The sequence below is a fragment of the Sulfitobacter sp. PR48 genome, from assembly GCF_028807335.1.
Taxonomy (GTDB): Bacteria; Pseudomonadota; Alphaproteobacteria; order Rhodobacterales; family Rhodobacteraceae; genus Sulfitobacter.
In genome coordinates, this window is record NZ_JARAMM010000013.1 from 1 (window position 1) to 24,362 (window position 24,362).

General features: G+C 64.9%; 22 protein-coding genes. 8 read left to right on the forward strand and 14 right to left on the reverse strand.

Features of this window, described 5'->3' with window-relative positions:
• Nucleotides 1-517 precede the first annotated feature (517 nt).
• Genes PVW51_RS16890 through PVW51_RS16905 form a run of 4 tightly spaced genes read right to left on the reverse strand, consistent with a single transcriptional unit; the run spans nucleotide 518 to nucleotide 2,584 of the window.
• Complete coding sequence (locus PVW51_RS16890) at nucleotides 518-1,006, reverse strand: periplasmic heavy metal sensor (protein WP_274576191.1); 489 nt, start codon at nucleotides 1,004-1,006, stop codon at nucleotides 518-520.
• 36 nt (nucleotides 1,007-1,042) lie between these two features.
• Entirely contained in the window at nucleotides 1,043-1,390 is a 348-nt protein-coding gene (locus tag PVW51_RS16895; protein ID WP_269365495.1) for a hypothetical protein, read from the reverse strand.
• A complete protein-coding gene (locus tag PVW51_RS16900; protein ID WP_274576196.1) occupies nucleotides 1,387-1,968 on the reverse strand; it encodes an RNA polymerase sigma factor in 582 nt (193 codons plus the stop codon). The genes PVW51_RS16895 and PVW51_RS16900 overlap by 4 nt, the downstream gene beginning before the upstream one ends.
• A 55-nt stretch (nucleotides 1,969-2,023) precedes the next feature.
• Nucleotides 2,024-2,584, reverse strand: a complete 561-nt coding sequence (locus PVW51_RS16905) for an EF-hand domain-containing protein (protein ID WP_274576198.1) — start codon at nucleotides 2,582-2,584, stop codon at nucleotides 2,024-2,026.
• A gap of 201 nt (nucleotides 2,585-2,785) precedes the next feature.
• Here PVW51_RS16905 and PVW51_RS16910 point away from each other — a divergent pair, with 201 nt between their 5' ends.
• Nucleotides 2,786-3,202, forward strand: coding sequence for a DUF983 domain-containing protein (locus PVW51_RS16910; RefSeq protein ID WP_114273154.1), 417 nt, complete (start codon nucleotides 2,786-2,788; stop codon nucleotides 3,200-3,202).
• 35 nt (nucleotides 3,203-3,237) lie between these two features.
• Nucleotides 3,238-3,933 (forward strand): NUDIX hydrolase, encoded by a 696-nt coding sequence (locus tag PVW51_RS16915; protein WP_274576201.1) that lies wholly within the window; start codon nucleotides 3,238-3,240, stop codon nucleotides 3,931-3,933.
• 179 nt (nucleotides 3,934-4,112) lie between these two features.
• On the opposite strand, the gene PVW51_RS16920 is transcribed toward PVW51_RS16915, so the two are convergent.
• Both PVW51_RS16920 and PVW51_RS16925 read right to left on the reverse strand, forming a co-directional pair.
• Nucleotides 4,113-5,030, reverse strand: a complete 918-nt coding sequence (locus tag PVW51_RS16920; protein WP_274576203.1) for a DMT family transporter — start codon at nucleotides 5,028-5,030, stop codon at nucleotides 4,113-4,115.
• A gap of 14 nt (nucleotides 5,031-5,044) precedes the next feature.
• Entirely contained in the window at nucleotides 5,045-5,998 is a 954-nt protein-coding gene (locus PVW51_RS16925) for a fatty acid desaturase (protein WP_274576206.1), read from the reverse strand.
• Nucleotides 5,999-6,105: 107 nt separating this feature from the next.
• Here PVW51_RS16925 and PVW51_RS16930 point away from each other — a divergent pair, with 107 nt between their 5' ends.
• Complete coding sequence (locus PVW51_RS16930) at nucleotides 6,106-6,966, forward strand: helix-turn-helix domain-containing protein (RefSeq protein WP_274576208.1); 861 nt, start codon at nucleotides 6,106-6,108, stop codon at nucleotides 6,964-6,966.
• A 283-nt stretch (nucleotides 6,967-7,249) separates the two neighbouring features.
• Here the strand turns inward: PVW51_RS16930 and PVW51_RS16935 are convergent, their stop codons facing one another.
• From PVW51_RS16935 to PVW51_RS16955, 5 genes are read right to left on the reverse strand one after another with little or no spacing between them, the layout of a single operon-like run.
• On the reverse strand, nucleotides 7,250-7,996 hold the full coding sequence (locus PVW51_RS16935; protein ID WP_274576210.1) for an SDR family oxidoreductase: 747 nt from the start codon (nucleotides 7,994-7,996) through the stop codon (nucleotides 7,250-7,252).
• On the reverse strand, nucleotides 7,993-9,465 hold the full coding sequence (locus PVW51_RS16940) for a carnitine 3-dehydrogenase (RefSeq protein WP_274576211.1): 1,473 nt from the start codon (nucleotides 9,463-9,465) through the stop codon (nucleotides 7,993-7,995). Before PVW51_RS16940 ends, PVW51_RS16935 begins: the two co-directional genes overlap by 4 nt.
• The gene (locus PVW51_RS16945; RefSeq protein WP_269365510.1) at nucleotides 9,462-9,635 is read right to left on the reverse strand and encodes a hypothetical protein; all 174 of its coding nucleotides are present in this window, start codon (nucleotides 9,633-9,635) and stop codon (nucleotides 9,462-9,464) included. The genes PVW51_RS16940 and PVW51_RS16945 overlap by 4 nt, the downstream gene beginning before the upstream one ends.
• Nucleotides 9,632-10,114 carry a lipocalin gene (locus tag PVW51_RS16950; protein WP_274576212.1) on the reverse strand — a complete coding sequence of 161 codons (483 nt, stop codon included), beginning with the start codon at nucleotides 10,112-10,114 and terminating at the stop codon, nucleotides 9,632-9,634. The genes PVW51_RS16945 and PVW51_RS16950 overlap by 4 nt, the downstream gene beginning before the upstream one ends.
• 5 nt (nucleotides 10,115-10,119) lie before the next feature.
• Complete coding sequence (locus tag PVW51_RS16955; protein WP_274576214.1) at nucleotides 10,120-11,031, reverse strand: 3-keto-5-aminohexanoate cleavage protein; 912 nt, start codon at nucleotides 11,029-11,031, stop codon at nucleotides 10,120-10,122.
• A gap of 79 nt (nucleotides 11,032-11,110) precedes the next feature.
• Between PVW51_RS16955 and PVW51_RS16960 the strand changes: the two genes are divergently transcribed.
• Nucleotides 11,111-12,058, forward strand: coding sequence for a GlxA family transcriptional regulator (locus tag PVW51_RS16960; RefSeq protein ID WP_274576216.1), 948 nt, complete (start codon nucleotides 11,111-11,113; stop codon nucleotides 12,056-12,058).
• A 515-nt stretch (nucleotides 12,059-12,573) separates the two neighbouring features.
• Here PVW51_RS16960 and PVW51_RS16965 read toward each other — a convergent pair.
• The gene (locus PVW51_RS16965; protein ID WP_274576217.1) at nucleotides 12,574-13,617 is read right to left on the reverse strand and encodes an aldo/keto reductase; all 1,044 of its coding nucleotides are present in this window, start codon (nucleotides 13,615-13,617) and stop codon (nucleotides 12,574-12,576) included.
• A gap of 182 nt (nucleotides 13,618-13,799) precedes the next feature.
• Here PVW51_RS16965 and PVW51_RS16970 point away from each other — a divergent pair, with 182 nt between their 5' ends.
• Both PVW51_RS16970 and metG read left to right on the forward strand, forming a co-directional pair.
• Entirely contained in the window at nucleotides 13,800-15,032 is a 1,233-nt protein-coding gene (locus PVW51_RS16970; protein WP_274576219.1) for an MFS transporter, read from the forward strand.
• Between the two features lie 64 nt (nucleotides 15,033-15,096).
• The gene (gene metG / locus PVW51_RS16975; RefSeq protein WP_274576221.1) at nucleotides 15,097-16,809 is read left to right on the forward strand and encodes a methionine--tRNA ligase; all 1,713 of its coding nucleotides are present in this window, start codon (nucleotides 15,097-15,099) and stop codon (nucleotides 16,807-16,809) included.
• Nucleotides 16,810-16,898: 89 nt separating this feature from the next.
• Here the strand turns inward: metG and PVW51_RS16980 are convergent, their stop codons facing one another.
• Both PVW51_RS16980 and PVW51_RS16985 read right to left on the reverse strand, forming a co-directional pair.
• Entirely contained in the window at nucleotides 16,899-19,487 is a 2,589-nt protein-coding gene (locus PVW51_RS16980) for a methyl-accepting chemotaxis protein (protein ID WP_274576223.1), read from the reverse strand.
• A 156-nt stretch (nucleotides 19,488-19,643) separates the two neighbouring features.
• Nucleotides 19,644-20,570 carry a hydrogen peroxide-inducible genes activator gene (locus PVW51_RS16985; RefSeq protein ID WP_274576225.1) on the reverse strand — a complete coding sequence of 309 codons (927 nt, stop codon included), beginning with the start codon at nucleotides 20,568-20,570 and terminating at the stop codon, nucleotides 19,644-19,646.
• 96 nt (nucleotides 20,571-20,666) lie between these two features.
• Between PVW51_RS16985 and katG the strand changes: the two genes are divergently transcribed.
• Both katG and PVW51_RS16995 read left to right on the forward strand, forming a co-directional pair.
• The gene (gene katG, locus PVW51_RS16990; RefSeq protein WP_274576227.1) at nucleotides 20,667-22,892 is read left to right on the forward strand and encodes a catalase/peroxidase HPI; all 2,226 of its coding nucleotides are present in this window, start codon (nucleotides 20,667-20,669) and stop codon (nucleotides 22,890-22,892) included.
• Between the two features lie 434 nt (nucleotides 22,893-23,326).
• Nucleotides 23,327-24,331 carry an aminoglycoside phosphotransferase family protein gene (locus PVW51_RS16995; RefSeq protein WP_274576228.1) on the forward strand — a complete coding sequence of 335 codons (1,005 nt, stop codon included), beginning with the start codon at nucleotides 23,327-23,329 and terminating at the stop codon, nucleotides 24,329-24,331.
• Nucleotides 24,332-24,362 lie beyond the last annotated feature (31 nt).

Genomic DNA, 24,362 nt, shown 5'->3' on the forward strand with positions numbered 1-24,362 from the left:
GCCATTGGCGCGGTGCATACCCCCAAGCGCCTCCGCCCGGCGTCAGCCGGGCATCGCCCGACCTCCCCCCGGAGGGCGATTTTGCACTGTCAGCCAAGCCATGATCCGGTCTGCGGGCTGAAACGTTTCCCATCACATGCAGGTCAGGAACGCCCTCCAGGTCGGGCGATACCCGGCTGACGCCTCATGTCACTCCGGACTCAATCCCGCCGTTCACTGCAATTTTCACGGATGACCGCCTGGCCCCTGCCCCGTCCTTCGGTCGTAGCGCCGCGCTCCGGTTCAGCGATGTGACGCAAAAATCGGTTTAGCCTGGCAACTGACACACGCCCCGGATGTGAGACCGGTCAGGGTTCGGCAAAGTCAGGCCGCACCCTCGATCATGTCATCTTTTGGTTGATCCCCAACATTCGGCAAACGTGGTCCCAGCTTTGCGGTTGCAAAAACAGCGCAAGATCCCGGCCGTTCACGCGCGCACCACGCCGGAACAATCAGCCAGCTGCCCGGAATTCCGCCGTCAATCCTCGGCTTCACGGCCCTCGCGCGGCTTCTTTCCGTGTTTGCCCGGCCTGCGCGTCAGCTCCGCCGCGACCCGGTCGGCATAGGCGGCCCGTTCCTCCGGCGACATCGAAGACACCTCGGCCAGCCATGCGCCTTCCGCAGCGGTCTGCAGCGCCAGCGCCACGCGCCCCTGTTCACGCAGGACATCCTCCACCTCTGCGGCGTCAAACGGCTCCTGGCGCAGGGCGGCAAGCACCCGGTCAAAAAGCGCCCGCCGCTCCGACCGGCTGGGCATGCCGCTGCCCGACCGGCGCAGATCACGGAACATTGCGCGCCGCACCTCGCGCGGCAACGCCCTGACATAGGGCGTGGCATAGCTGCGCGCGCCCGGACCACGGGCATGATCCCCCGCACCCGGCCCGCCCGCATGGCGATAGGCCGCCCCGGCAATCAGCCCGACGAAAATCAGGTTCAGCGCCAGCGACGCAATCAGAACCCAGCGCATCCGGCGCCTTGCAGCTGTGCCTGTCTTATCCATCCATCAACCCTCTTCGCTGTCCCATCCGAAACCGGACAAATCCGGCGCGGTTTCATCCATCACCACCTGCTGACCCAGGATCTGATCGGCCAGGTCCGGCATCCCGTCCGGTGGCGCCACGCCCAGCCAGAAGCCGACGCAGGTCGCCGTGACCAGCCCGCCCAGACCCGGCAGACCACCCAGCATCCGCCACCATCCGCCAAAGAGGCTGCCGGCGCGGGTGGGTTGCAGGTGCCGGGCATCGTCAAGGACCCGCGCCAGCAGATGCTCCGGCATTTCCGGCGGATGTGACCGCGCCCGGGCAAAGAGCGCCTCCAGCGCTCTGTCGTCGTCATGTTCTGACTTAGTCATGTTTCATACCCCAATGCCTCTTTCTGCCCCGCAAGGGCCACCGCAAGCCCCCGCTTGCCCCGCGCCGTCAGGCTCTCGACCGCCTCCACCCCGATGTCGAGGATCTGCGCGATCTCGGGGTTGGCCAGCCCCTCGATATGCCGCAAGACCACCGCCTGCCGCTGCCGGTCCGGCAGGCTTTGCAAGGCGGCCTGCAAGGCATCGACCCTTGCGCGTTGCTGCAACTGCTGCGCGGCGTCCGGGCGCGGGTCTTCGGGCTCGGCCACCTCGTCCAGCGGCACCGACCGGCGCTTGCGCAGCCGGTCCGTGCACAGGTTGGCCACCACCCGGTAACACCAGGTGCTGACCTTCGCCTCGCCCGCCCGCCAGTCCGGGGCGATCTTCCACAGGCGCAGCAAAGCCTCCTGCGTCACATCCTCGGCCTCGTGACCGTCGCCCAGCACCCGGACCGCATGGGCAAAAAGCCGGGGCGCAAGCTGCACCGCCAGCAGGCGCGCCGCCGCAGCATCGCCGCCGGCATAGCGCGCCAGCAGCAAGGCCTCCGCATCGGGGGCGGGATCGGGCGGAAAATGACGCATAGGTTCAGGGCGTAGCGCGACCGGGCCCGCCAGGCAAGCAGGCCCGGACCGCATCTCAGCCCTTGTCGCCGTGGTGCCGCTTGCCGTGATGCCCGCGCATCTTGCCAAATTCCTCGGCACTCAATGCCCCGTCACCATCCGCATCCAGCTTGTCGAACATCCTGGCCGGATCGCGCCGGGCCGTCATCTCCTCAAGGCTCAGCTTGCCGTCCTTGTCGCCATCCATGCGGTCCATCATCCGGGCCTGCCATTTGCCGCCCCGCCCCGCACCTGCGCGGCCTTCGCCCCGCGCGGCAAGTTCCTCGGCGTTCAGGGCACCATCGCCATCCTTGTCCAGTTCCCTGACCATCCGGGCAGAGCGTTCGAGCCGCATCGCATCGCGCGCCGCCGTCATCTCTTCCGGTGTCAGGAAACCGTCACCATCCGCATCTGCCGCCGCAAAGCGGGCTGCGGCATGTGCGGCAAGCTCTTCCTGTGTGATGGCGCCATCGCCATCGGCGTCAATCTTGCTGAACATCCCGGCGCGGTCGCCGGTCCTGGCCTGGGCGCCTGCAACCGCAGCCACCGCGATCAATGTGCTGAGGGCAACCAACTGGACTTGTGCTCGAAGTTTCATGTGATCTCTCCATTGTTCCCGCGCCCCTTCGTGCGGCGCGATACCCCCTCTAACGGGGCGGACTCTCACTTCCGTCGCGAAACGCCGGATTTTTTCGTCCCAACCCCGCCGGGCTTTGCGACACAGCGCCGCAAGGCCCGCCTTTGCTCTTCCATTCCAGGCGCCTTGCTTCCATTTAGATGCAAGACCAAGGAACAGCTCATGCAACAGAACCTCGACACCGCCTCCATCGAAACATCCCCGGCCGACCACCAGGATCGCGCCCGCTGGCCCGCCATGCGCAGGGGATGGCGCGGCAAATGCCCGAACTGCGGCTCGGGCCCCCTGCTCAAGGGCTATCTCAAGGTCAACCACGACTGTGCCGTCTGCCGCGAGGAATTCCACCATCACCGCGCCGATGACGGGCCGGCCTATCTGACCATTCTGCTTGTCGGCCATCTGATGGCCCCGACACTGCATCTGGCCTTTGTGACCTGGCGTCCGGAGCCGCTGACCCTGTTCACGATTTTTGCGGTTGGCTGCGTCGGCCTCTCGCTCTACCTTCTGCCCAGACTGAAGGGGGCCATGATCGGCTTTCAATGGGCCAAGGGCATGGGCGGCTTCGCAACCTCGGCCTGATCTCCCCTTTCGGCAGTGCTGAACCGGGGGAACAGATGACCATCGACAAAAGCCAGATCCGCAATGCCGCCACGGTGATCGTACTGCGCGACAGGTTCGACGCGCCGCGCATCCTGATGGGGCAGCGCGGGTCCAAGGCCGTTTTCATGCCCAACAAATTCGTCTTTCCCGGTGGCGCCGTGGATGCGGGCGATGCCGAGGTGCCCCTGGCCAGCCCCCTGCCCGAGACCTGTGCCGCCCGCATTGCAGAGGATGCGGAGCCCGGTCTGGCCCATGCCATCGCCGTGGCCGCCATCCGCGAACTCTGGGAGGAAACCGGCCTGATCCTGGGCCGCCCCGGCAGTTGGGACAGGCCCCCGCCCCCCGATTGGGAAAGCTTTGCCGCCACCGGCCATGTCCCCCATGCCGCCCCGCTGCAATTCACCTTCCGCGCGCTCACCCCGCCGGGCCGCCCGCGCCGCTTTGACGCGCGGTTCTTCCTGGTGGATGCCGATGACATCGCCTCCGACCTCGATGATTTCGACGCCGCCTGCGATGAACTCAGCCACCTGCAATGGGTGCCGCTGTCAGAGGCGCGGTCCTTTGACATGCCCTTCATCACCGAAGTCGTCATGGCCGAGGTCGAGGCCCGCGCCCGCGACCGCAACCCGCCCGCATCCGTCCCGTTCTTCAAGAACAATGATGAGGAAAGCCTGTTCCTGCGCCTGCGGGGGAAGCTGCCGACCGGTTAGCAAAGAAACAGGGCAGATGATGGCCATCGCCCGCAACACGATCTGCTTCTGGCACGACAGGGATGCGGAAACGGCGGCGCGCCGGGGCCGATCAACAGAAATAAATTAACCCATTGTTGGGTTTCGCGGCGAAACCTCTTCTGCTTCGGGGGCACGAAGCCTGCCCGGCATCGCGCCGCTCAGATCACCAGGATCAGCATCAGGATCGACGCCACCAGCACCGCCATCCCGGCCCATTCGCGTCTGGTGATCTTTTCGTGGAAGAACAGCGTGGTGGCCGCCACGCTCAGAATCAGTTCAACCTGCCCCAGCGCCTTCACATAGGCCGCGTTCTGCAGGGTGAAGGCGATGAACCAGCACAACGATCCGCCCATCGAGGTCAGCCCGATCCACAGCGCCAGCCGCCGCGCCGCCCAGACGGCCCTGATCTGCCCCGGCTCGCGCCACCGCAGCCAGACCAGCATGATCGCAGTCTGCATCACCACCACCGCCGCCAGCGTCACCGCCGCGCGCAGGATCGGATCGGCCTCCGCCACGCTCAGCGAGGCGCCCCGGTAGGTCACCGCCGAAATCGCGAACAGCACGCCCGAGGCGATGCCCAGCCCCGCCGCCCGGTTGCGCATGTCACGCCAATGGAACCCGGTCACCTCCGGCCCGCCGGAAAGCAGCAGCAGCCCGACGATGCCCAGCGCAATGGCCGCGAAACCGGGCAGGGACACCCCCTCGCCCAGCACGATCCAGCCTACCAGCACGGTCTGGATGACTTCGGTCTTCTTGAAGGTGATGCCCACGGCAAAATTGCGCTGCTTGAACAGCATCACCACGCAGACCGTCGCCAGGATCTGTGCCGAGGCCCCCGCCAACCCATAAAGCCAGAACCCGTCGCCCAGGGCCGGAAGCGGCTTGTCCGCCGCCACCAGGTATACCGCCAGCAACAGCAGGATGAAGGGAACCGAATAGAGAAACCGCGAAAACGTGGCCCCCGCGGCAGAGAGCGTCGCTGTCGCCAGATGTTTTTGCAGCATGAAGCGCACCGTCTGAAACGATGCGGCGGCAAGGGTGACGAGAATCCAAAGATCGGGCAAAACAGCACTCATGCCCACCGATTAGGTCAATCCTGCGACCCACGCCAGAGCGGATGTGCCACCGGGTCCTTTGCCGAGAAGAGATGCCGACGGAACACCTCGGCATAGCTGCGGTAGACATAGCCATGATTGCGGCGCAGAAACTTGTCCCGCCGCGCCGCATAGACCCCCGGCAGCCGGTACCAGGGCAGCTGCGGATGCACGTGATGCACCACATGGAAATTGTTGTTCAGAAACAGCAGCGCCAGCAGCCCCCGGTCCTCCACCACCACAGTCCGCCCCGAGGCGCGGGCATGGGCCTGATGCTCCAGAAAGGTGCGGATCTTCAGCACCGACAGGGCACCGTAACAGGCCACCAGATACAGCCAGACCGGCAAGGGCGACCAGGCGACCACCAGCAGCGTCACCACAACCCCCGGCAGATGCAGCAGCCAGTGGCGGCGGACTTCGGCATGGCCCGCCCTGATCAGGCGCAGGTCATCGCGCAGAAAGGCCCCCATCCCCACCAGCGGCCCCAGCAACATCCGGCCCGCAAGGGTGTTGTTCAGCATCAGCACACGGCGGTGCCAGCGCGGCAGCTGCTCCCAGCGGTCGGGGTCCAGATAATTGCTTTCCGGATCGTCGTAGGGATCGGTCAGGCGGGAATCCTGGTGATGTTCCAGATGCAGCGCCTTGAAACGCAGATAGGGCACAAAAAGCCCCGGCTGTATCAGACCCAGCATCGTGCCCGCCCGGACCGAGCGGAACGGACCCCCATGCAGGAATTCGTGGCTGAGCGAGGAATGCAGCGTCAGCGCCAGGACCAGCAGGATCAGCGATACGCCCCCCGAGGTCAGCAGCACCGCAACAGCCCAGATCAGGACAACCGCCAGGAACAGGCCGATCGTGGGCCATTCCCAGCCCGCCATGGCCCGCAGCGCGGACCGCAGATACCGGGGGATGGGGGTGGCGTGGTTCTGCCCGGCCTCGCTCAAATGCATCGCTGGTTCCCTGTAAAAGTCCTTTGCCGCAAGGTGATCGCCCTTGCGCGATCAGACCATTCCGATAATGATGAACAAAGCTTACAATTGGTGATAAAAGTTAACACATGCCTAAGGCAGACAACAAATCGGCACGCGCCCAGGTCTTTCGCACCCGTCTTGCACAGGCGATCCGCACCGCCGGGATCAGCCAGAGCGCGCTGGCACGCGGCATCGGCGTTGACCGTTCCACCCTGTCCCAGGCGCTCTCGGACCATGGCGCCCGCCTGCCCGGCGGCCATGTTGTCGGTGCCTGCGCCCAGGTGCTCGGCGTCTCTGCCGACTGGCTGCTGGGAATCTCGGACCGCCCTGAATCCGCCGCCGATCTGATGTCCAACAGCATCTCCATGTCACAGGCTCCGCGCGCCTTTGTCGATGATCAGCTTTTTGTCTGGCACCAGGAGGCACGGGGTTACAAGATCCGCCATGTCCCCGCCGCCCTGCCCGACATGCTGAAAACCGACGACATGCTGGCCTGGGAATACGGCCCCCACCTGCGCCGCACCGCGCAACAGGCGATCAACGCCTCGCGCGACCGGCTCGACCTGATGCTGGACGCCACCTCCGAATATGAAATCGCCCTGCCGCTTTATGAGCTGGACTGCTTTGTGCGTGGCACAGGCTATTACCGTGGCCTGCCCGCTCCCGTCCGTCTGGCACAATGCGACCATATGATCCGGCTCTCGCGGCAGCTTTACCCCCGGCTGCGGCTCTACCAGTTCGACGCCCGCAGGCTTTATTCCGCCCCGATCACCATCTTCGGCCCGCTCATCGCGGTCCTTTATACCGGCGGCCACTACATGGCCTTCCGCGACCGCGCCCGGATCGACATTTTCACCCAGGACTTCGACACCCTGGTGCGCGAAGCCTCCAACACCGCCCGCGATTTCCCCGATCAGCTGAGCGAGATGCGCGCCCTGATCCGCTGACCCGCCTCTGGTCCGGAGCCGCCCTCGCTTGAGACCGGGACGGCGCGGCGCAGACCGGCGGTCCGGCAAAATCGCCGAGGGGCCCCGCATCGCGGGGAGACGGCTATTTTGCTGGAGGGACGGGCGGCGCGGTGCCAGACCGGGGATCAATCGCGGGCGGCTCCGGGCCTCTGGGACGGTGAGACCCGAAGCGGCAAACCAGGAATGGAATGCGCGCGCAGCGCGCGCCTTTTGACAACACCAAAAGCCAGAACACCAAAGGACACGTTACCAAAACATACATTCACGGCTTCGGGTCGGGGTTCTCCGTATGCCCATCCACCGCGATCACCTGCCCCGAGACCCTGCGCGCCGCGTCAGAGGCCAGAAAAACCGCCATCTCCGCAACATCGCGTGCCTCGACAAAGGACCGCATCGACGTACCTGCCGCATAGCCCTGATAGACCTGATCGCGGGTCATGCCCTTGGCCGCAGCTTCACGCGCCAGCACAGCTTCCATGCGCGGCCCCTCAACCGCGCCGGGGCAGATCGCATTGGCCCGCACCCCGAAGGGACCCAGCTCCATCGCCAGCGTCTTCATCAGCCCGATCACCGCCCATTTCGCCGCCGCATAGGGCGCGCGGTTCGGATAGCCGAATATCCCCGCAGTGGAGGAGGTCAGGATCATCGCCCCCTGCCCGGCCTGTTTCATCAGCGGGGCGGCATGTTTGGCGGCCAGGAAAGCGCCCTCAAGATTGACACTGACACAGGCGCGCCAGTCTTCCAGCGCCACATCCTCCACCCGCGCGGTCGGCCCCGCGATACCGGCATTGGCGCAGAGCACGTCAAGCGCTCCCATCTCGGCAAAGGCCCCGCGCATGGCCTCTTCATCGGCCGCCCCGGCTTCGCGGCACTGCCAGGTGGCGGGACAGCCCGCGAGGGCCGCCCGGTCCAGATCCGTCACCCAGACCTCATAGCCCGCCGCGTCAAATGCTTCCCCCATCGCCCTGCCGATGCCCGAGGCACCGGCGGTGATCAGGACAGACTTCACCGCGGCGCGCCGATGTGGCGACCGGCTCCGTCCGGCGCAGGGAGCGCCGCGTGAGCTTCGGCGAAACGTCTCAGCGCCGCCTCGATCCCGGCAGAGGGCGCCGAGGGCTTGCGGGTCTCCAGCGAGACATGCAGCAGGAAATGCTCGCCCGTGGCCAGCAGCCTGTCACCCTCCGTCATCTCATGGAACAGATGCATCTTCTTGCCCGCCCCGGCGATCACCCGGGTCCGGATCTCGATCACCGCCCCGGCATGGACCTCGTCCAGGTGCCGGATATGGGTTTCGGCGGTAAAATAACTGCCACCCGAGGCGATATATGCCGCATCGCAGCCGATGATCTCCATGAAACGGTCGGTGGCATCGGCAAAGGCGTGCAGATAGCGCGATTCCGTCATATGGCCGTTATAATCGGTCCAGTCCAGCGGCACGGTCCGGCGGGCGGTCAGCACCGGAGCATCGGCGGGCAGGTCTGCTGCCCGGGCACCCAGGGCGGTGCCGGAGCGCATGGCCTTCTCCTGCACGTTCAGCAGGGCGCCTGCGCCCCAGTCCTGTGCTTTCAGCCCCCGCATCATGGTCACCAGGTTGTTGTCGCGGATGCGCTCCAGTTCCCGGATCGAATGCGCGCCCGATTGCGCGTCCGACTGGCCCGCGATCAGATCCACCAGCTCTTCGGTGAACTCCGGCACATCGGTGAGCTTTGTCCAGGGCCATTGCAGGCAGGGCCCGAACTGCGCCATGAAATGCTTCATGCCTGCCTCGCCCCCGGCGACGCGGTAGGTCTCGAACAGGCCCATCTGCGCCCAGCGGATGCCGAAACCGTAGCGGATGGCGTTGTCGATCTCCTCGGTCGTGGCAATGCCATCCTTGACCAGCCACAGCGCCTCGCGCCAGACCGCCTCAAGAAACCGATCCGCCACATGGGCGTCGATTTCCTTTTTCAGGTGCAGCGGATACATCCCCAGGCCGGTCAGGATCTCTTTCGCCCGGTCCACCATCGGCCCGTCGATCCCGTTGCCCGGCACCAGTTCGACCAGCGGCAGCAGATAGACCGGGTTGAAGGGATGGGCGACCATGATCTGTTCGGGCCGCGCCGCGCCCTGCTGCAGCTCGCTCGGCTTGAAGCCGGAGGTGGAGGAGCCGATGACCGCGGCCGGATCGCAGGCCTGCTGGATCGCACCAAAGGTCTTGTGCTTGATGTCCAGCCGCTCCGGCACGCTTTCCTGGATCCAGGCCGCGCCCTCGACCGCCTCATGGATGCTGTCGTGAAAGGTGATCGCCCCCTCGGCGGGCAGCGCCACGTCGGTCAGCCCCGGCAGGGACCGCCGCGCATTGGCCATGACCTCGCCGATCTTGCGCGCCGCTTGCCGGTCGGGGTCAAAGACCCGCGCGTTCCAGCCGTTCAGCGCAAAGCGCGCCGCCCAGCCGCCGCCGATCACACCGCCGCCGATGATTGCTGCCGTCTTGGTCATATGTTCAATCCCATCAAAATCACGCCCGCCAGCGCCATCCCCGCACAGAGCGATGCACAGGCCCTGACGCTCCAGCCGAAGGGCGGCGTGTCACGCACCCCCAGCACCATGCCGCCAACCCAGAAGGCGCCAAAGGCCAGAGCCACGACAATCAGAAGAACACCGATCATTGTGCCACCCCCCGCAATTGGCTGACGTCCCAGCCGTTGAAATCAAGTATCTCGCGCGCCGCTGCGATCCGGTCGGCCCCGCCGGTCAGGCTGCGGTCGATGATCGCGGCGCGGCTGCCGTCCGCCAGCCCGACGGCGGCGGTGCGGAACCCCTCGTCGACCCACATCACCACCAGCACATCATCGCCCGCCGTCGCGCGCAGGACGCCCGGCGCATCCGGCAGATAGGCGCGGCTGCCCCGTGCGTCACTTTCGGAAACCGCGCCGGTCAGGCTTTGGGTAAAGCTGACCGATGGCACGCAGGGCCCCATGCAGGCGCGTGTCACCCAGTCACCGGAAAAGCGCCCCGGATCGAAGCGCGCGCTGCCGCCCAGCGGGGCCGTCGGGTTGCGCAGCGGCAGCGTGCCAGTGGGATAGCCCGCCTGTTTTGCCGCGCAGGCCGCCAGCGCCAGAACCCCGGCGATTGCAAGGGCGCGCAAAAGCCTCACGCCTTGGGCGCCCGTTTGGTCAGGCCCAGCTTCTCGCGGACCTCTGCCGGGCCGATGATGCGCGCGCCCATGTTCTCGATGATGGTCCCGGCCCGTTCGACCAGCTGCCAGTTTTCCGCCAGTTGCCCCTTGCCGAGCCAGAGGTTGTCCTCAAGCCCCACCCGCACGTTGCCGCCCGCCAGCACCGCGGCGGCGACATAGGCCATCTGGTTGCGCCCCAGCGCAAAGGCGGAAAACGTCCAGTCTTCCGGCACATTGTTGACCATCGCCATGAAGGTGTTCAGATCGTCCGGCGCGCCCCAGGGCACGCCCATGCAAAGCTGCACCAGTGCCGGCGCGTCCAGCACACCGTCCTTCACAAGCTGCTTGGCGTACCAAAGGTGACCGGTGTCAAAGGCCTCGATCTCGGGCTTGACGCCAAGATGCGTCATCATCGACCCCATGGCGGTCAGCATGCCGGGGGTGTTGGTCATCACGTAATCGGCTTCGGCGAAATTCATCGTGCCGCAATCCAGCGTGCAGATCTCCGGCAGGCATTCCGCGATGTGCTGGACCCGTTCGGAAGCGCCGATCATGTCGGTGCCTGCAATCGGGGGCATCGGGTGTTCGGTGGGGCCAAAGACAATGTCGCCCCCCATGCCGGCGGTCAGGTTCAACACCACGTCGGTCTCGGATTCGCGGATCCGCTCCGTCACCTCGCGGTAATAGGCCAGATCCCGGCTGGGTTTCCCGCTTTCGGGCTCGCGCACATGGCAATGCACGATCGCCGCCCCGGCCCTGGCCGCCGCAATGGCGCTCTCGGCGATCTGGGCGGGGCTGCGCGGCACATGCGGGCTGCGCTCCTGGGTACTGCCCGATCCGGTCACGGCGCAGGTGATGAACACCTCCTGGTTCATAGTCAGCGGCATGGCATGGTCCTTTCTGATGCTTGCCGCGATCATGACGACACTTGGCAAAGAGCGCTTTGCACAATACGAAGGATGATTGATGAAATCCGCAGAAATCACCCATACCACCCTTCTGGTTCTCGACGGCTGCAACACGCTCACCCTGGCCGCGGCGGTCGATCCGCTGCGCGCGGCAAACCGGCAGGCGGGGCGGCCGCTGTATGAATGGCACTTCGCCACCCCGCGCGACCGGGCGGTGCAGCTGACCAGCGGTCTGGAAATTCCCGCAGCACCGATCCACAAGATGCCTGCCACCGATCTGCTGATCATCGTCGCAGGATTTGCGGTGGAGGCGCAGACCACGCCGCAGCTGACCGCCAGCCTGCGCCGGATCGCGGCGCAGGGCGCGATTGTGGCCGGGATCGACGGCGGCCCCTGGGTGATGGCGCGGGCCGGTATTCTGGATGGGCACAGCGCCACCACCCATTGGGAGGATTTCGAAGGGTTTTCCCATAACTTTCCGGCAGTTGAGCTGATCAACACCCGCTATCAGGTCAGTGGCAAACGGCTGACCTCCGCCGGGGCGGCCCCGGCGCTGGAGATGATGCTGCACCTGATCGGGGACCGGCACGGTGCAACGCTGGCCGGGCGCATCGCCACCGCCTTCATCTTTGACCCGGCGCCGCCGCGCCCGCAAAGCCGCGCCCAGAACCCGCGCCATTCCCGGCTGACCGCCCGCGCCCAGCAGAGGATGGAAGCGGCGCTGGAAACGCCCCTGCCCCTGCGGGACATCGCGGCGGAGCTTGGGGTTTCCGACCGGGCCTTGCAACAGCAGTTCCGGACCCATCTGGGGGTGACCCCGCAGGCGCATTACCTTGCCCTGCGGCTGTCACAGGCGGAACGGTTGGTGCGCGACACCCGGTTGCCACTGCAGGAGATCGCGCTGAACACCGGTTTCGGCTCTCCGGCCAGCTTTGCGCGGGCCTTCAGGACGCGGTTCCAGATGTCGGCAAGCCAAATGCGACAGCGGACAGGCAAGTCTGGCTAGCCGATTTTTTTGAAAAAAATCGGGCCGGAATTTTGCAAAATTCCGCCCGACTGTCAGATGTCAGGCAAAACCGGCTTTTGCGTCACATCGCTGAGCCGGAGCGCGGCGATACGTCCGAAGCACGCGACAGGGGCCAAACGGTCATTCGTGAAGAATGCGGCGAAGGGCGGGAAGGAGGCCAACCTGTGCTCTCAAAGTAAGGACCCATTGCCAAAGCAAAGCTTTGGCAGCGCCCGAACCGCCCCCGTCGCGCCGGAGGCGCGCCAGTTCATTTGCAAGAGGCACGCCTGAGGCGTGACGCGGGCGCTACTCGCCCACCCCTCGGTTCGGGCGCGACCTGTTTCGAATGTCGGACATGGCAGCAAAGTCCCGCTCACCTAACCTTGCCCCATACCAGACCCAAGGTCTGGCTTGGGTCGGAATTGCCTGGCACGGTCCGCTGACGAAATTCAGAAAACTCGCCCCCAAGAGGCGGAAATGCGCGGCATTCGACACCCTGCATCCGACAGGTCGTCTCAATAGGGCATCGGATGCGCCTTGTGGACCGCGTTCAGCGCCGCGTTGACCTCATCGCTCAGCGTCAGATCCGCCGCGCCCAGCGCGCGTTCCACATGGGCGGTGCTGGTCGCGCCAAAGATCACCGACCCCATGAAAGGCCGCGCCCGGCACCAGGCCAGCGCCATCTGCACCGGGTCCAGATCGTGATCGCGCGCCACCTGCAGATAGGCGTCAACCGCGTCAAAAACCCGCTCGGTCTTGCGCCCGCCCAGATCGCCATTCAGCGCCATGCGCGAGCCCTCGGGCACCGCACCGCCCTGGTATTTGCCCGTCAAAAGGCCCGCCGCCAGGGGGGAAAAGGCAAAAAGATCAATGTTTTCGTTGATGCAGGCCTCTGCCACATCGGTATCGGCCAGACGGCAGAGCAGCGAATATTCATTCTGCACCGAAACCGGCCTTGGCCCGCCAATACGGTCGGCCACATGCGCCCATTGGCTCATGCCCCAGGCGCTTTCATTGCTCAGCCCGAAGGCACGGATCGTGCCGCGTTTCACCTCGGCCTGAAGCGCGCCCAGCGCGTCCTCCATATGGGCGATGGTTTCCGCGCGGTTCTGATCGGAGGGGTCGAAATCCCAGTTCTTGCGGAACATGTAGCTGCCCCGGTTCGGCCAGTGAAACTGGTAGAGGTCGATGTAATCGGTCTGCAGCCTGCGCAGGGACCCTTCGATGGCGGCCGGGATCGTCGCTGCCGAAATCGGCGCGCCGTCGCGGGCATGGGCCATGCCTTCGCCGGAGTGTTTGGTGGCCAGCACCACCTCCGCGCGCCGGTTGTCGCGTTCGAACCACAGCCCGATGATCCGTTCGGTCCGGCCAATGGTCTCGGCGCGGATCGGGTTGACCGGATACATCTCTGCGGTGTCGATGAAATTCACCCCCGCATCCAGCGCCAGATCAATCTGGTCATGCCCCTCTTCGGCGGTGTTCTGCGTGCCCCAGGTCATCGACCCCAGGCACAGGTCTGTCACGGCCAGGTCGCTGCCGCCCAATTTCCGTTTTTGCATCGTCGTCCCCTTGTTTGGCGGGCAGACTACCCGGCAGCAATCCGGCTGCAAGCGTCAATGCCCCGGCAGGTGACCATAACTTTCTCACAAAAGATTAAGATTTCGGGACCAAACCCTGAAATGCGACGCGCCCTGTCGGGTTTCGGCTTGGGTTGGGCGCAAGGATGGACCAATGATGCCCCATGCGTTTGCTGATTTCATTTGCCGCCCTGTTTTTCTCGGTCATCCTTTTGCAGCTGTCCTCTGGCGGCGTGGGGCCGCTTGATGTGTTATCCGGCACTGTCCTTGGGTTTTCGCGGCAGGAAATCGGCCTGCTCGGCTCCGCGCATTTCCTGGGCTTCTTCATCGGTTGCTGGTGGGCGCCGCGCCTGATGGGATCGGTGGGCCACAGCCGCGCCTTTGCCGCCTTTACCGCAGCCGGTTCCATCGGGCTGATGGCGCATATGCTGGTGGTGGATGCCTTTGCCTGGACATTGATGCGCGTCGCCTCGGGGCTTTGCGTGGCGGGCTGCTATACGGTGATCGAGGCCTGGCTGCAGGCCAAGGTCACCAATGAAACGCGCGGGCGCACCATGGGCATCTACCGGATCGTGGACATGACCGGGTCGATGGCCGCGCAGATGATCGTCGGCATCCTCGCACCCGCGTCCTATGTCTCCTACAACATCCTTGCCATAGTCTGCTGTGCCGCCCTGCTGCCGATTACACTGTCCACGGTGCGGCAGCCCGAAACACCAAGCCAGCCGCGTCTGCGGCCGCGTCTGGCCTTTGACCGCTCCCCGCTTGCCGCGGCCGGCGTCGTGGTCGCGGCCCTGTCGAGCGCATCCTTCCGGATGGTCGGCCCGATCTACGGCCAGGAAGTCGGGCTGAGTGCGGCACAGATCGCCTGGTTTCTGACCGCCTTCGTTCTTGGCGGCGCCATTGCGCAATGGCCGGTGGGCTGGCTTGCCGACAAGTTCGACCGGCGCTGGGTGCTGATCTGGCTGTCGGTGGCCGCGATGATGGCCTGCGGGGTCACGGTCTCTTCCGCCGGGCTGGGGACGGTGGGCATCTTCCTGACCGCCGGGCTGTTCGGGTTGACCACCTTTCCGATCTATTCGGTGGCCGCGGCCCATGCCCATGATTTTGCCAGCGACGACGAAAGGGTCGAACTTTCCGCCGCGCTGATGTTCTGGTTCGCGGCCGGGGCCATCTTTGCCCCCTATATCGCCTCGGTGCTGATCGAGAACTTCGGGCCTTCCGCGCTTTTCATGATGATCTCGGTCGGGCATGGGGTGCTGGTGGTCTTTGGCCTGCTGCGGATGCACAGGGGCCGGACCGGGGCGAAACGCACACGTTATGTCTATGCGCCGCGCACCAGCTTCCTGATCGGACGGCTCACGGGTCGCGCCCGCGACAGCCAGCGTCGCGATTGACGGGCTGGCATGCGGCATGCGGTGCTGATAAAGCAGCGCTGTTCACTGACCAAAGGCCGGCCCCTTGACCCGACATCTCATCACTTCCGCGATCCCCTATATCAACGGCATCAAGCACCTGGGAAACCTCGTGGGCAGCCAATTGCCTGCCGACCTTTATGCCCGCTATCTGCGCGGCCGGGGGCATGAGGTTCTGTTTCTCTGTGCCACCGATGAACATGGCACCCCGGCAGAGCTGGCCGCCGCCAAGGCAGGCAAGCCGGTGGCCGAATATTGCGCCGAGATGCATCAGGTGCAGGCGCGCATCGCCGAAGGCTTCGGGCTGTCCTTCGATCATTTCGGGCGGTCCTCGTCGCCGCAGAACCGCGTGTTGACCCAGCATTTCGCGGGTGTGCTGGCAGATGCCGGGTTGATCGAGGAAGTCTCCCAGGAACAGATCTATTCCCCCACCGACGGGCGTTTCCTGCCGGATCGCTATGTCGAGGGGACCTGCCCCAACTGCGGATTCGAGGATGCGCGCGGCGATCAATGCGACAATTGCACCAAGCAGCTGGACCCCGCCGAGCTGATCAATCCGCGCAGCACGATCTCGGGCGCCACCGACCTTGAGATGCGCGAGACAAAGCACCTGATGCTGCGCCAGAGCCAGATGAAGGATCAGTTGAACGACTGGATCAATGCCAAGGCCGACTGGCCGGTGCTGACCACCTCCATTGCAAAGAAATGGCTGCATGATGGCGACGGGCTGCAGGACAGGGGCATCACCCGCGACCTGAACTGGGGCGTGCCGGTCAAACGCGGTGATGCCGATTGGCCGGGGATGGAGGGCAAGGTATTCTACGTCTGGTTCGATGCGCCGATCGAATATATCGCCTCCGCCCAGGAATGGGTGGACGCGGGCAAGGGGTCCGACTGGGAGCGCTGGTGGCGCACCGACAAGGGGGCCGATGACGTGCGCTATACCCAGTTCATGGGCAAGGACAACGTGCCCTTCCACACCCTCAGCTTTCCGGCGACGATCATGGGGTCGGGCGAGCCCTGGAAGCTTGTCGATTACATCAAGTCCTTCAACTACCTGACCTATGACGGCGGGCAGTTCTCCACCTCCCGGGGGCGCGGGGTGTTCATGGATCAGGCGCTTGAGATCCTGCCGGCGGATTACTGGCGCTGGTGGCTGCTGAGCCATGCGCCGGAAACTTCGGATGCGGAATTCACCTGGGAAAATTTCCAGGCTTCGGTGAACAAGGACCTTGCCGATGTGCTGGGCAACTTCGTCAGCCGGATCACGAAATTCTGCCGCTCCAAGTTCGGCGAGGCGGTGCCGGAAGCAGGCAGCTATGGTCCGGAGGAAGAGGCGCTGATCGCGGATATCACCGCGCGCGTCGCACGCTATCAGGCGCAGATGGATGCGGTGGAGGTGCGCAAATCAGCCGCCGAATTGCGTGCGATCTGGGCGGCGGGCAACGAATACCTGCAGGCACAGGCCCCCTGGTCCGTGTTCAAGACCGACCCGGACAGGGCGGCGGCACAGGTGCGGCTGGCCCTGAACCTGATCCCGCTTTATGCCAGGCTTTCGGCCCCTTTCATCCCCGATGCCGCGGCGCGGATGCTGGCCGCGATGCGGGTCGAGGCCCCGGTCTGGCCCGATGACGTCCCCGCCGCCCTCGCCGCGCTGCCGCCGGGACATGGCTTTGACGTGCCGGAGGTCTTGTTTGCAAAGATCACCGATGAAGAGCGTGAAGGCTGGGCGGAACGGTTTGCGGGCAAACGGGACTGACCCGCCTGCCCGCATTTTCGTTTCCTGAAGCTGACCGGATCATCCGGTAGCGCCTGACCGGCGAGGCGGATGACCTGCGCCTGCGCGCCTCAGAATTCTTCCCATCCGTCTGCATCCACGTCCTGTGACATGTCCAGCGCCGCATTGCCCTGGGTGGCCGGGGCCACGGCGCGCGGCGGGGTCATGGGCACCGATGCGGCGGCGGGCCTGGGTGCGGTTGCGCCCGCGGTTTCGCCGTTCAGCCGGAACCGCGCCACGGCAGCCGCCAGGGCATCGGCCTCGGCGGTCAGCGCATGGCTGGCGGCGGTGGTTTCCTCGAACATGGCGGCGTTTTGCTGGGTCACGTGATCCAGTTCGTTGACGGCGGTGTTGATTTCCGCCAGCCCGCTGGATTGCTCCCGCGCCGATGTGGCGATGTTCGACACCCGGTTGGAGATTTCAGACACGGAAGTCACGATGGCGGCAAGGGCGGAGCCGGTGCGGTCCACCAGATCGACACCCTGGCTGACCTGTTCGCCGCTGGAGGAGATCAGCGCGTTGATCTCCCGCGCGGCATCCGAGGAGCGTTGCGCGAGGGCCCGCACCTCTGTCGCGACGACGGCAAAACCGCGCCCCGCCTCACCGGCGCGGGCGGCTTCGACACCCGCGTTCAGCGCCAGCAGATTGGTCTGGAAAGCGATATCGTCGATGACGGAGGTGATTTTCGAGATCTCCTGCGAAGAGGTTCTGATGCCGTCCATCGCAGCCACGGCCTGACGCGCGATCTCTCCGCCCTGCTGGGCATTTTTCTGCGCTTCGGCGGACATGCTGCTGGCATCGTCGGCACCTTCGGCGGCAGATCGCACCGACACCGTCAGTTCATCAAGCGCCGCGGCGGTTTCCTCAAGGGTTGCCGCCTGTTTCTCGGTCCGCCGCGACAGGTCGTCGGCCGCGGAGGTGATTTCTGCAGTCTCGTTGCGGATTGAATCGGCATTGTGCATGACCGCCGACATCGCTTCGCGCAGGGATTCGACCGTGCCGTTGAAATCGCGGCGCAGCTTTTCGTAAGAGGCGGGCATATCGCTGGTCAGATCGGCCCGCAGATCGCCATTGGCCAGCTTGTTCAGCGCATCGCCAAGCAGGCTGACCACATTGGCCTGCTCTGCGGCGCTTTGCTCGCGGGCGGCTTCGGCGGCACGCATGGCCCGGTCCTGCTCCGTCACGTCGCTGCCCAGGAAGATGAGCCTGTGCGGCTTGCGTTTATGGTCGGTCAGAACGGCGAAACTGCCGTCGATCACAAAGGTCTTCTGCGCATGGACGCTAAAGACGTTGAAGCGGCCCCGCATGGGTTCTCCGGAAATGACCTTGGTGACAAATTTGCTGCCATCGTGGTCGCCGTCGAGGTTCTTGGCAAACATCGAGGCCAGGTTGCACGCGCGGGTGTCTTCCTTGGTCCCGTCAATCAGGTCAAGGAAGTTCTGGTTTGCATCCTGTATCTTGCCCTTCAGGTCGTATTCCACCGTCAGCTGGTTCGAATCCAGCGCATGGTGCAATGCAGCGTTGCGCTGCGCATCGGTCCGGTCCGTCCATTCAATGACGCAGCCGATCATCTCCCCCTCCTGCCCCAGCGCCGCATTCAGCGATATCCGCAGCAGGCGGTCGCCCATCTGCACCATCTCGTTGACGGTCTCTGTTCCGCCGCGCAGGCCGCCACGCTCGACCTGTGCAACGGCATCCCGCACGGGCTGGAAATTGCGCAGGTCGCCGCCGATCAAGGTCTGGCCCTGCAGGTCCGGCCATACCTTTGCCAGTTCTTCCAGATTGGCCTTTACCAGTTCCTCGCAGGCAGGGTTGGCAAAAATCACCCGGAAATCACGATCCACCATCATCAGGGAGGCCGAAGACCCTGCAAATGCCGCGCTCTTGAATGCGGTTTCATGGGCTGCTGCATCTGCCTCGCGCAGCACCGCGCGCAGGGCCTCCAGCTGGGTGGCCATCAGGCCGATCTCATCCCGGCGGACGGTATGCGGGACAGCGGTTTCATAATCCCCCTGCGCCACAGATTTCATCGAACGGCCCAGTACGTTGAGGGGTGCCGTGATCAGTTTGTGCAGCAGAAAGGACGCGCCGGCCAGCGCGCAAAGCAGCGCCAGCAGCCCGGCCAGAAGGCTTTGAAAGGCCGAAGCCCTGTAGTCTGCCAGAATGAATTCATCCGTCCAGCGCGTTGCGATGGCACCGACCGGCAAGCTCTGGTCTCCGAAAAGGACTGGCGTCGCCATGATCAGCCGGTTCCGGTCCACGACCGGTTCACCAGTTTTCATTGCTTCGCGGGCAAAGGCAAGCAACTCTGGCTCCGGCGGCGGGCCCTGAACGGCCTGCATGGCGGCCCCCGCCGCATCGACTGCGGCGGCCGCAACCGCGTCCGGTCTGGAGTGTTCCAGCGTACCCACCACGATTTCCGACAGCGCGTCGTAATTCTCGAATTTGATGGCCCCGCCCAGTTGCAGGGCCAGCAGATCCGTCATTTCCGTCGCGCGGGTCATGATCGTATCGTGCAGGCGCGCCTGTGCGGTCCGCATATTGATCACCTCGATCGCGGCCACAACGCCAATGGCGCAAATCGCCACAATAAGAGCCGTCTTGAAAAACAGGCTGCGCATCGGATGAACGCGGGCAGGCTTCTTTGCCGGTTCTGACATTGACATTTTCCCTTCGAAGAACAGATTCGGCCCGGCCTCGGGCGATGATGCTGAACCATAGGGACCCATGTCTTACGACCCGCTTAACGCGGATGCGGGCATCCCCGGCTCCGGCGCGGCGCGAATGCATTGGATTTTAGGCAAACCGTCCCGGTTTCAGCCCTGCGGGCGCTCTTCGGGCCGGATATCCGCCGCATCCCCGGCGGCCTGTCGCACCAGCTGGGCAAATGCGGCCTGGTGCCGGGTCAGGGGGCTGGCCTTGCGCCAGATCATGCCCACGGTGCGCTTGGGCTGCGGTCCGGCAAAGGGCACCCAATCCACCGCGGCCGAGCGGGTTTCCACCCGCACGGCCATCTGCGGGATCACGGTCACCCCGATCCCCGCGCCGACCATCTGCACCAGCGTTGCCAGCGAACTGCCGTCCAGACCGGTGCGCGGGACCGATGCGGGCCGGTTGCAGAAAGCCAGCGCCTGATCCCGGAAACAATGGCCCTCCTCCAGCAGCAGCACCCGCATGTCGGCCAGATCCCTGCCGCCTGGCGCCGGCTGGCCGGCAGCGGCCTCGGGCCGGACAAAGACAAAACGCTCGGAAAAGACCGGCACCTCTGTCAGCGAGGGCACAGAGACCGGCAGCGCCACGATCGCCGCATCGAGCCGTCCATCCTGCAATTCCTGCACCAGCCGCGATGTCAGCGTCTCGCGGACATGCAGGTCAATGCCGGGATAGGCTGCGGTCAGCGGGCCAATCAGCCTGGGCAGCAGATAAGGCGCGATTGTCGGAATGACGCCAAGGCGGAACTGCCCCGCAAGATCGCCCTGCGCCTCGCGGGCAAAATTCTCAAGCGCCTCGACCTGTTCCAGCACCGCGCGCACATGGCCTGCGAATTCAACACCAAAGGCGGTCGGGCGCACCTGTCTTGGCCCCCGCTCGAACAGCGGTTTGCCAAGGGTGGTCTCCATCTCCTTGATCTGGGTAGAAAGTGCGGGCTGCGAAATCGCGCAGACCTGGGCCGCGCGGCCGAAATGGCGCTGTTCGGCAATCGCCTCAAAATAACGAAACTGTCTTATGGTAAGATTCTTCATAACCTTAGACTATCAAGACAATCAGCAAATCCAACTTATAAATCCCTGCCCGCCGGGTTATAACGATTCTAATTCCGTAACCTGAGGAGACATAAAATGGATGGCAACGATATCGACCAAAAGGGCGGCTGCCCCGTCATGCACGGCAGTGGCAAGCACACGACCTTTGACATGCGCTCCAACAAGGATTGGTGGCCGAACCAGCTTAACCTGAAGATCCTGCACCAGAATTCCCCGCTTGGCGATCCGATGGGCGACACCTTCAACTATGCCGAGGAGTTCAAGAAGCTGGATCTCGACGCGGTCAAGAAGGACCTCGCCGACCTGATGACGGACAGCCAGGACTGGTGGCCCGCGGATTACGGCCACTACGGCCCGATGTTCGTGCGCATGGCCTGGCACTCCGCCGGGACATACCGCACCGGTGACGGCCGCGGCGGCTCCGGCTCCGGCTCGCAACGCTTTGCACCGCTGAACTCCTGGCCGGACAACGGCAACCTGGACAAGGCCCGCCGCCTGCTCTGGCCGATCAAGCAGAAATATGGCCGCGCCCTGTCCTGGGCCGACCTGATGATCCTGACCGGCAACGTCGCGATGGAAACCATGGGCTTCAAGACCTTCGGCTTTGCCGGTGGCCGCGAGGACATCTGGGAACCCGAGGAAGACATCTATTGGGGCACCGAAGAGGAATGGCTCGCCACTTCCGACAAGCCCGGCAGCCGCTATTCCGGCGAACGCGTCCTGGAAAACCCGCTGGCCGCCGTGCAGATGGGCCTGATCTACGTCAACCCCGAAGGTCCCGATGGCAACCCCGATCCGCAGCTGTCGGCCAATGACATCCGCGAAACCTTTGCCCGGATGGCGATGGACGACGCGGAAACCGTGGCGCTGACCGCGGGCGGCCACACTTTCGGCAAGGCGCATGGCGCGGGCGATGCGAGCCTGGTGGGTGCCGAACCCGAAGCAGGCGCCATCGAAGACATGGGGCTCGGCTGGAAAAGCAGCTTTGAGAGCGGCATCGGCGTGCACGCCATCACCTCCGGCATCGAAGGCGCCTGGACCGCAACGCCGACGACCTGGGACATGTCCTATCTTGAGACTCTGCTGAACAACGAATGGGAACTGACAAAAAGCCCCGCAGGTGCCAACCAGTGGAAGCCGAAAGGCGATGCGCTGGCCGGGACCGTGCCGGATGCCCATGACGGCAGCCGCAGACATCAGCCGATGATGACGACCGCCGACATGGCAATGAAGGTCGATCCGGAATATGCCAGGATCGCCCGGCATTACCTTGAAAACCCGGATGTCTTTGCCGATGCCTATGCCCGCGCCTGGTTCAAGCTGACCCACCGCGACATGGGGCCGAAAACCCGCTACCTGGGCAAGGAAGTGCCGGCGGAAGACCTGATCTGGCAGGATCCGATCCCGGCTGTGGATCACCCGCTGGTCGATCAGGGCGACATCGCGGCGCTCAAGGAGAAAATCCTGGCAACGGGTCTCAGCACTGCCGAACTGGTCTCGGTCGCCTGGGCCTCGGCCTCCACTTTCCGCGGCTCGGACAAGCGCGGCGGTGCCAATGGCGCGCGCATCCGTCTGGCCCCGCAGAAGGACTGGGAAGTCAACGAACCGGCCAAGCTGGCCAAGGTGCTGGACGCGCTGGAAACCATCCAGGCCGACTTCAACGCCAGTGCCTCCGGCGGCAAGAAGGTCTCGCTTGCGGACCTGATCGTGCTGGGTGGCAATGTCGGCGTGGAACAGGCGGCCAAAGCGGCCGGTCACACCCTCGAAGTGCCCTTCCGCCCCGGCCGCATGGACGCCAGCGCCGAGCAGACCGACGCGGAAAGCTTTGAGGTGCTGGAGCCGCAGGCGGATGGTTTCCGCAACTACCTGAAGGCGGAATTCGCCGTACCGACCGAGAAACTGCTGGTGGACCGGGCGCAGCTGCTGACCCTGAGCGCACCCGAAATGACGGTGCTGGTGGGCGGCCTGCGGGTGCTGGGTGCAAACTACGGCGGCACCAGGCATGGCGTCTTTACCGACAAGCCCGGCACGCTGACGAACGACTTCTTCGTCAACATTCTCGACATGACCCACACCTGGAAAGCCGTCGACGACAGCCAGCAGGTGTTCGAGGCCACGGACCGCAAGACCGGCCAGGTCACCCATACCGCGACACGCGCCGATCTGATCTTTGGCTCCAACTCGCAGCTGCGGGCGCTGGCCGAGGTCTATGGCGCGGACGATGCGGCCGACACCTTTGTCGCCGATTTCGTCAAGGCATGGACCAAGGTGATGGAAGCGGACCGCTTCGACCTCGCCTGATCCGGGTCTGAATACGAAAAAAAGCGGCGCCCCGATCCGGGGCGCCGCAGATTGCTGACAAACCCGGAAACGGCTGCCGCCGGAGGTAAATCGTTCTTCTGCGCTCTGCGTTACGTTTTCGAACGAAGGGCCGCGCCCGAGCCTGGGAGGGCGCATTGAGACGCGCATTCGGAGCGCCTCCCTTACAAATATCAATGTTGTCAGTGTGATACGAGAAGTCACCAAAAGCGCCCTCCCGGGGGGAGGGTCGGGCGCGGCCCGGGCTGACACCCGGGCCAAGGCTTGTGGCTGGCGTCGTGGAAGAACGATTTCGTTGTTTCGGGGGGAGCGGGTGCAGGAACGTGCTTTTTCAGCAGCCTCCGGCGCCCCGATCCGGGGCGCCGTTTGCATTTGTGGTGCTTGCAAGCCTGGCGCAAAATGTCCGATATGCGCCCATGAGCACATCAGAGCCCGATCACCAATCCTTCCTCGCCCGTCATGGCCACGGCCAGGCGGTGCTCACCCCCCTGCCCGGCGATGCCTCTGCCCGGCGGTATCTGCGGATCAAGGGGGCGGACCTGCTGCTGATGGAGGATCGTCAAGATCCGACCGGCTTTGCCGCCTTTGTCCGGCTGGCCCGGCACCTGAGCGACCTTGGGCTGAGCGCGCCAAGGGTGCTGGCCACGGATGCGGACAAGGGCCTGGCCCTGATCGAGGATTTCGGCACCGCGACTTATGGGGCGCTGCTGGATCAGGGCGCGGATGAGGGGGCGCTTTACGAACTTGCCATCGACGCATTGCTGCATCTGCATGCCGCGCCGCAGGCGGTCCAGGTGCTTGTGCCGCGCTATGATGTCGCCACGCTGCTGGATGAGGTCAGCATCTTTTCACAATGGTTCATGCCCGCCCTGCGCCCCGACCTGCCGGTGGCCGGTTTCGATGCGCCCTGGCGCGCGCTCTGGCAAGAGGCCCTTGCCCCGCTGGAAGCCGCGCAGGATGCGCTGGTGCTGCGGGATTTTCACATCGACAACCTGATGCTCCTGCCCGGGCGTCAGGGCGTTGCGCGCTGCGGGTTGCTGGATTTTCAGGATGCCGTGCTGGGACCGCCGGAATATGATCTGCTGTCCCTGCTACAGGATGCGCGGCGCGATCTGGCACCGGGGCTGGAGGCGCGCATGCTGGAGCGTTACCTGGCCGCCGCCCCGGCAGGAATGGGACCCGATGCCGGGATCCTGCACCGCTATTACCTTCTGGGCGCGCAGCGGCACACGCGGATCGCAGGGCTGTTCCCCCGCCTGAACAAACGCGACGGCAAACCGGGATACCTGCGGTTCATGCCAAGGGTGCTGGGACAAATGCAGACCGCCCTGCAGGATGCGGGGCTGACCGGGATTTCCGGCTACCTTGACGACACCCTGCCCGGCTGGCGCAGCGCCGGGGCGCGCCTCTCCTCGGTCTGAAGCCGGGAGCCTTGGGGGTGCTGGCGCTGAT

Coding starts and splice junctions, on each gene's coding strand:
- PVW51_RS16940 (WP_274576211.1), bottom strand. CDS start 9,465: ATGACCAAGACGGCAGCAATCATCGGCGGCGGTGTGATCGGCGGCGGC.
- PVW51_RS16915 (WP_274576201.1), top strand. CDS start 3,238: ATGACCATCGACAAAAGCCAGATCCGCAATGCCGCCACGGTGATCGTA.
- PVW51_RS16895 (WP_269365495.1), bottom strand. CDS start 1,390: ATGACTAAGTCAGAACATGACGACGACAGAGCGCTGGAGGCGCTCTTT.
- PVW51_RS16995 (WP_274576228.1), top strand. CDS start 23,327: ATGAGCACATCAGAGCCCGATCACCAATCCTTCCTCGCCCGTCATGGC.
- PVW51_RS16910 (WP_114273154.1), top strand. CDS start 2,786: ATGCAACAGAACCTCGACACCGCCTCCATCGAAACATCCCCGGCCGAC.
- PVW51_RS16985 (WP_274576225.1), bottom strand. CDS start 20,570: ATGAAGAATCTTACCATAAGACAGTTTCGTTATTTTGAGGCGATTGCC.
- PVW51_RS16960 (WP_274576216.1), top strand. CDS start 11,111: ATGAAATCCGCAGAAATCACCCATACCACCCTTCTGGTTCTCGACGGC.
- PVW51_RS16900 (WP_274576196.1), bottom strand. CDS start 1,968: ATGCGTCATTTTCCGCCCGATCCCGCCCCCGATGCGGAGGCCTTGCTG.
- PVW51_RS16905 (WP_274576198.1), bottom strand. CDS start 2,584: ATGAAACTTCGAGCACAAGTCCAGTTGGTTGCCCTCAGCACATTGATC.
- katG (WP_274576227.1), top strand. CDS start 20,667: ATGGATGGCAACGATATCGACCAAAAGGGCGGCTGCCCCGTCATGCAC.
- PVW51_RS16890 (WP_274576191.1), bottom strand. CDS start 1,006: ATGCGCTGGGTTCTGATTGCGTCGCTGGCGCTGAACCTGATTTTCGTC.
- PVW51_RS16920 (WP_274576203.1), bottom strand. CDS start 5,030: ATGAGTGCTGTTTTGCCCGATCTTTGGATTCTCGTCACCCTTGCCGCC.
- PVW51_RS16925 (WP_274576206.1), bottom strand. CDS start 5,998: ATGCATTTGAGCGAGGCCGGGCAGAACCACGCCACCCCCATCCCCCGG.
- PVW51_RS16955 (WP_274576214.1), bottom strand. CDS start 11,031: ATGCCGCTGACTATGAACCAGGAGGTGTTCATCACCTGCGCCGTGACC.
- PVW51_RS16965 (WP_274576217.1), bottom strand. CDS start 13,617: ATGCAAAAACGGAAATTGGGCGGCAGCGACCTGGCCGTGACAGACCTG.
- PVW51_RS16970 (WP_274576219.1), top strand. CDS start 13,800: ATGCGTTTGCTGATTTCATTTGCCGCCCTGTTTTTCTCGGTCATCCTT.
- PVW51_RS16945 (WP_269365510.1), bottom strand. CDS start 9,635: ATGATCGGTGTTCTTCTGATTGTCGTGGCTCTGGCCTTTGGCGCCTTC.
- PVW51_RS16980 (WP_274576223.1), bottom strand. CDS start 19,487: ATGTCAGAACCGGCAAAGAAGCCTGCCCGCGTTCATCCGATGCGCAGC.
- PVW51_RS16930 (WP_274576208.1), top strand. CDS start 6,106: ATGCCTAAGGCAGACAACAAATCGGCACGCGCCCAGGTCTTTCGCACC.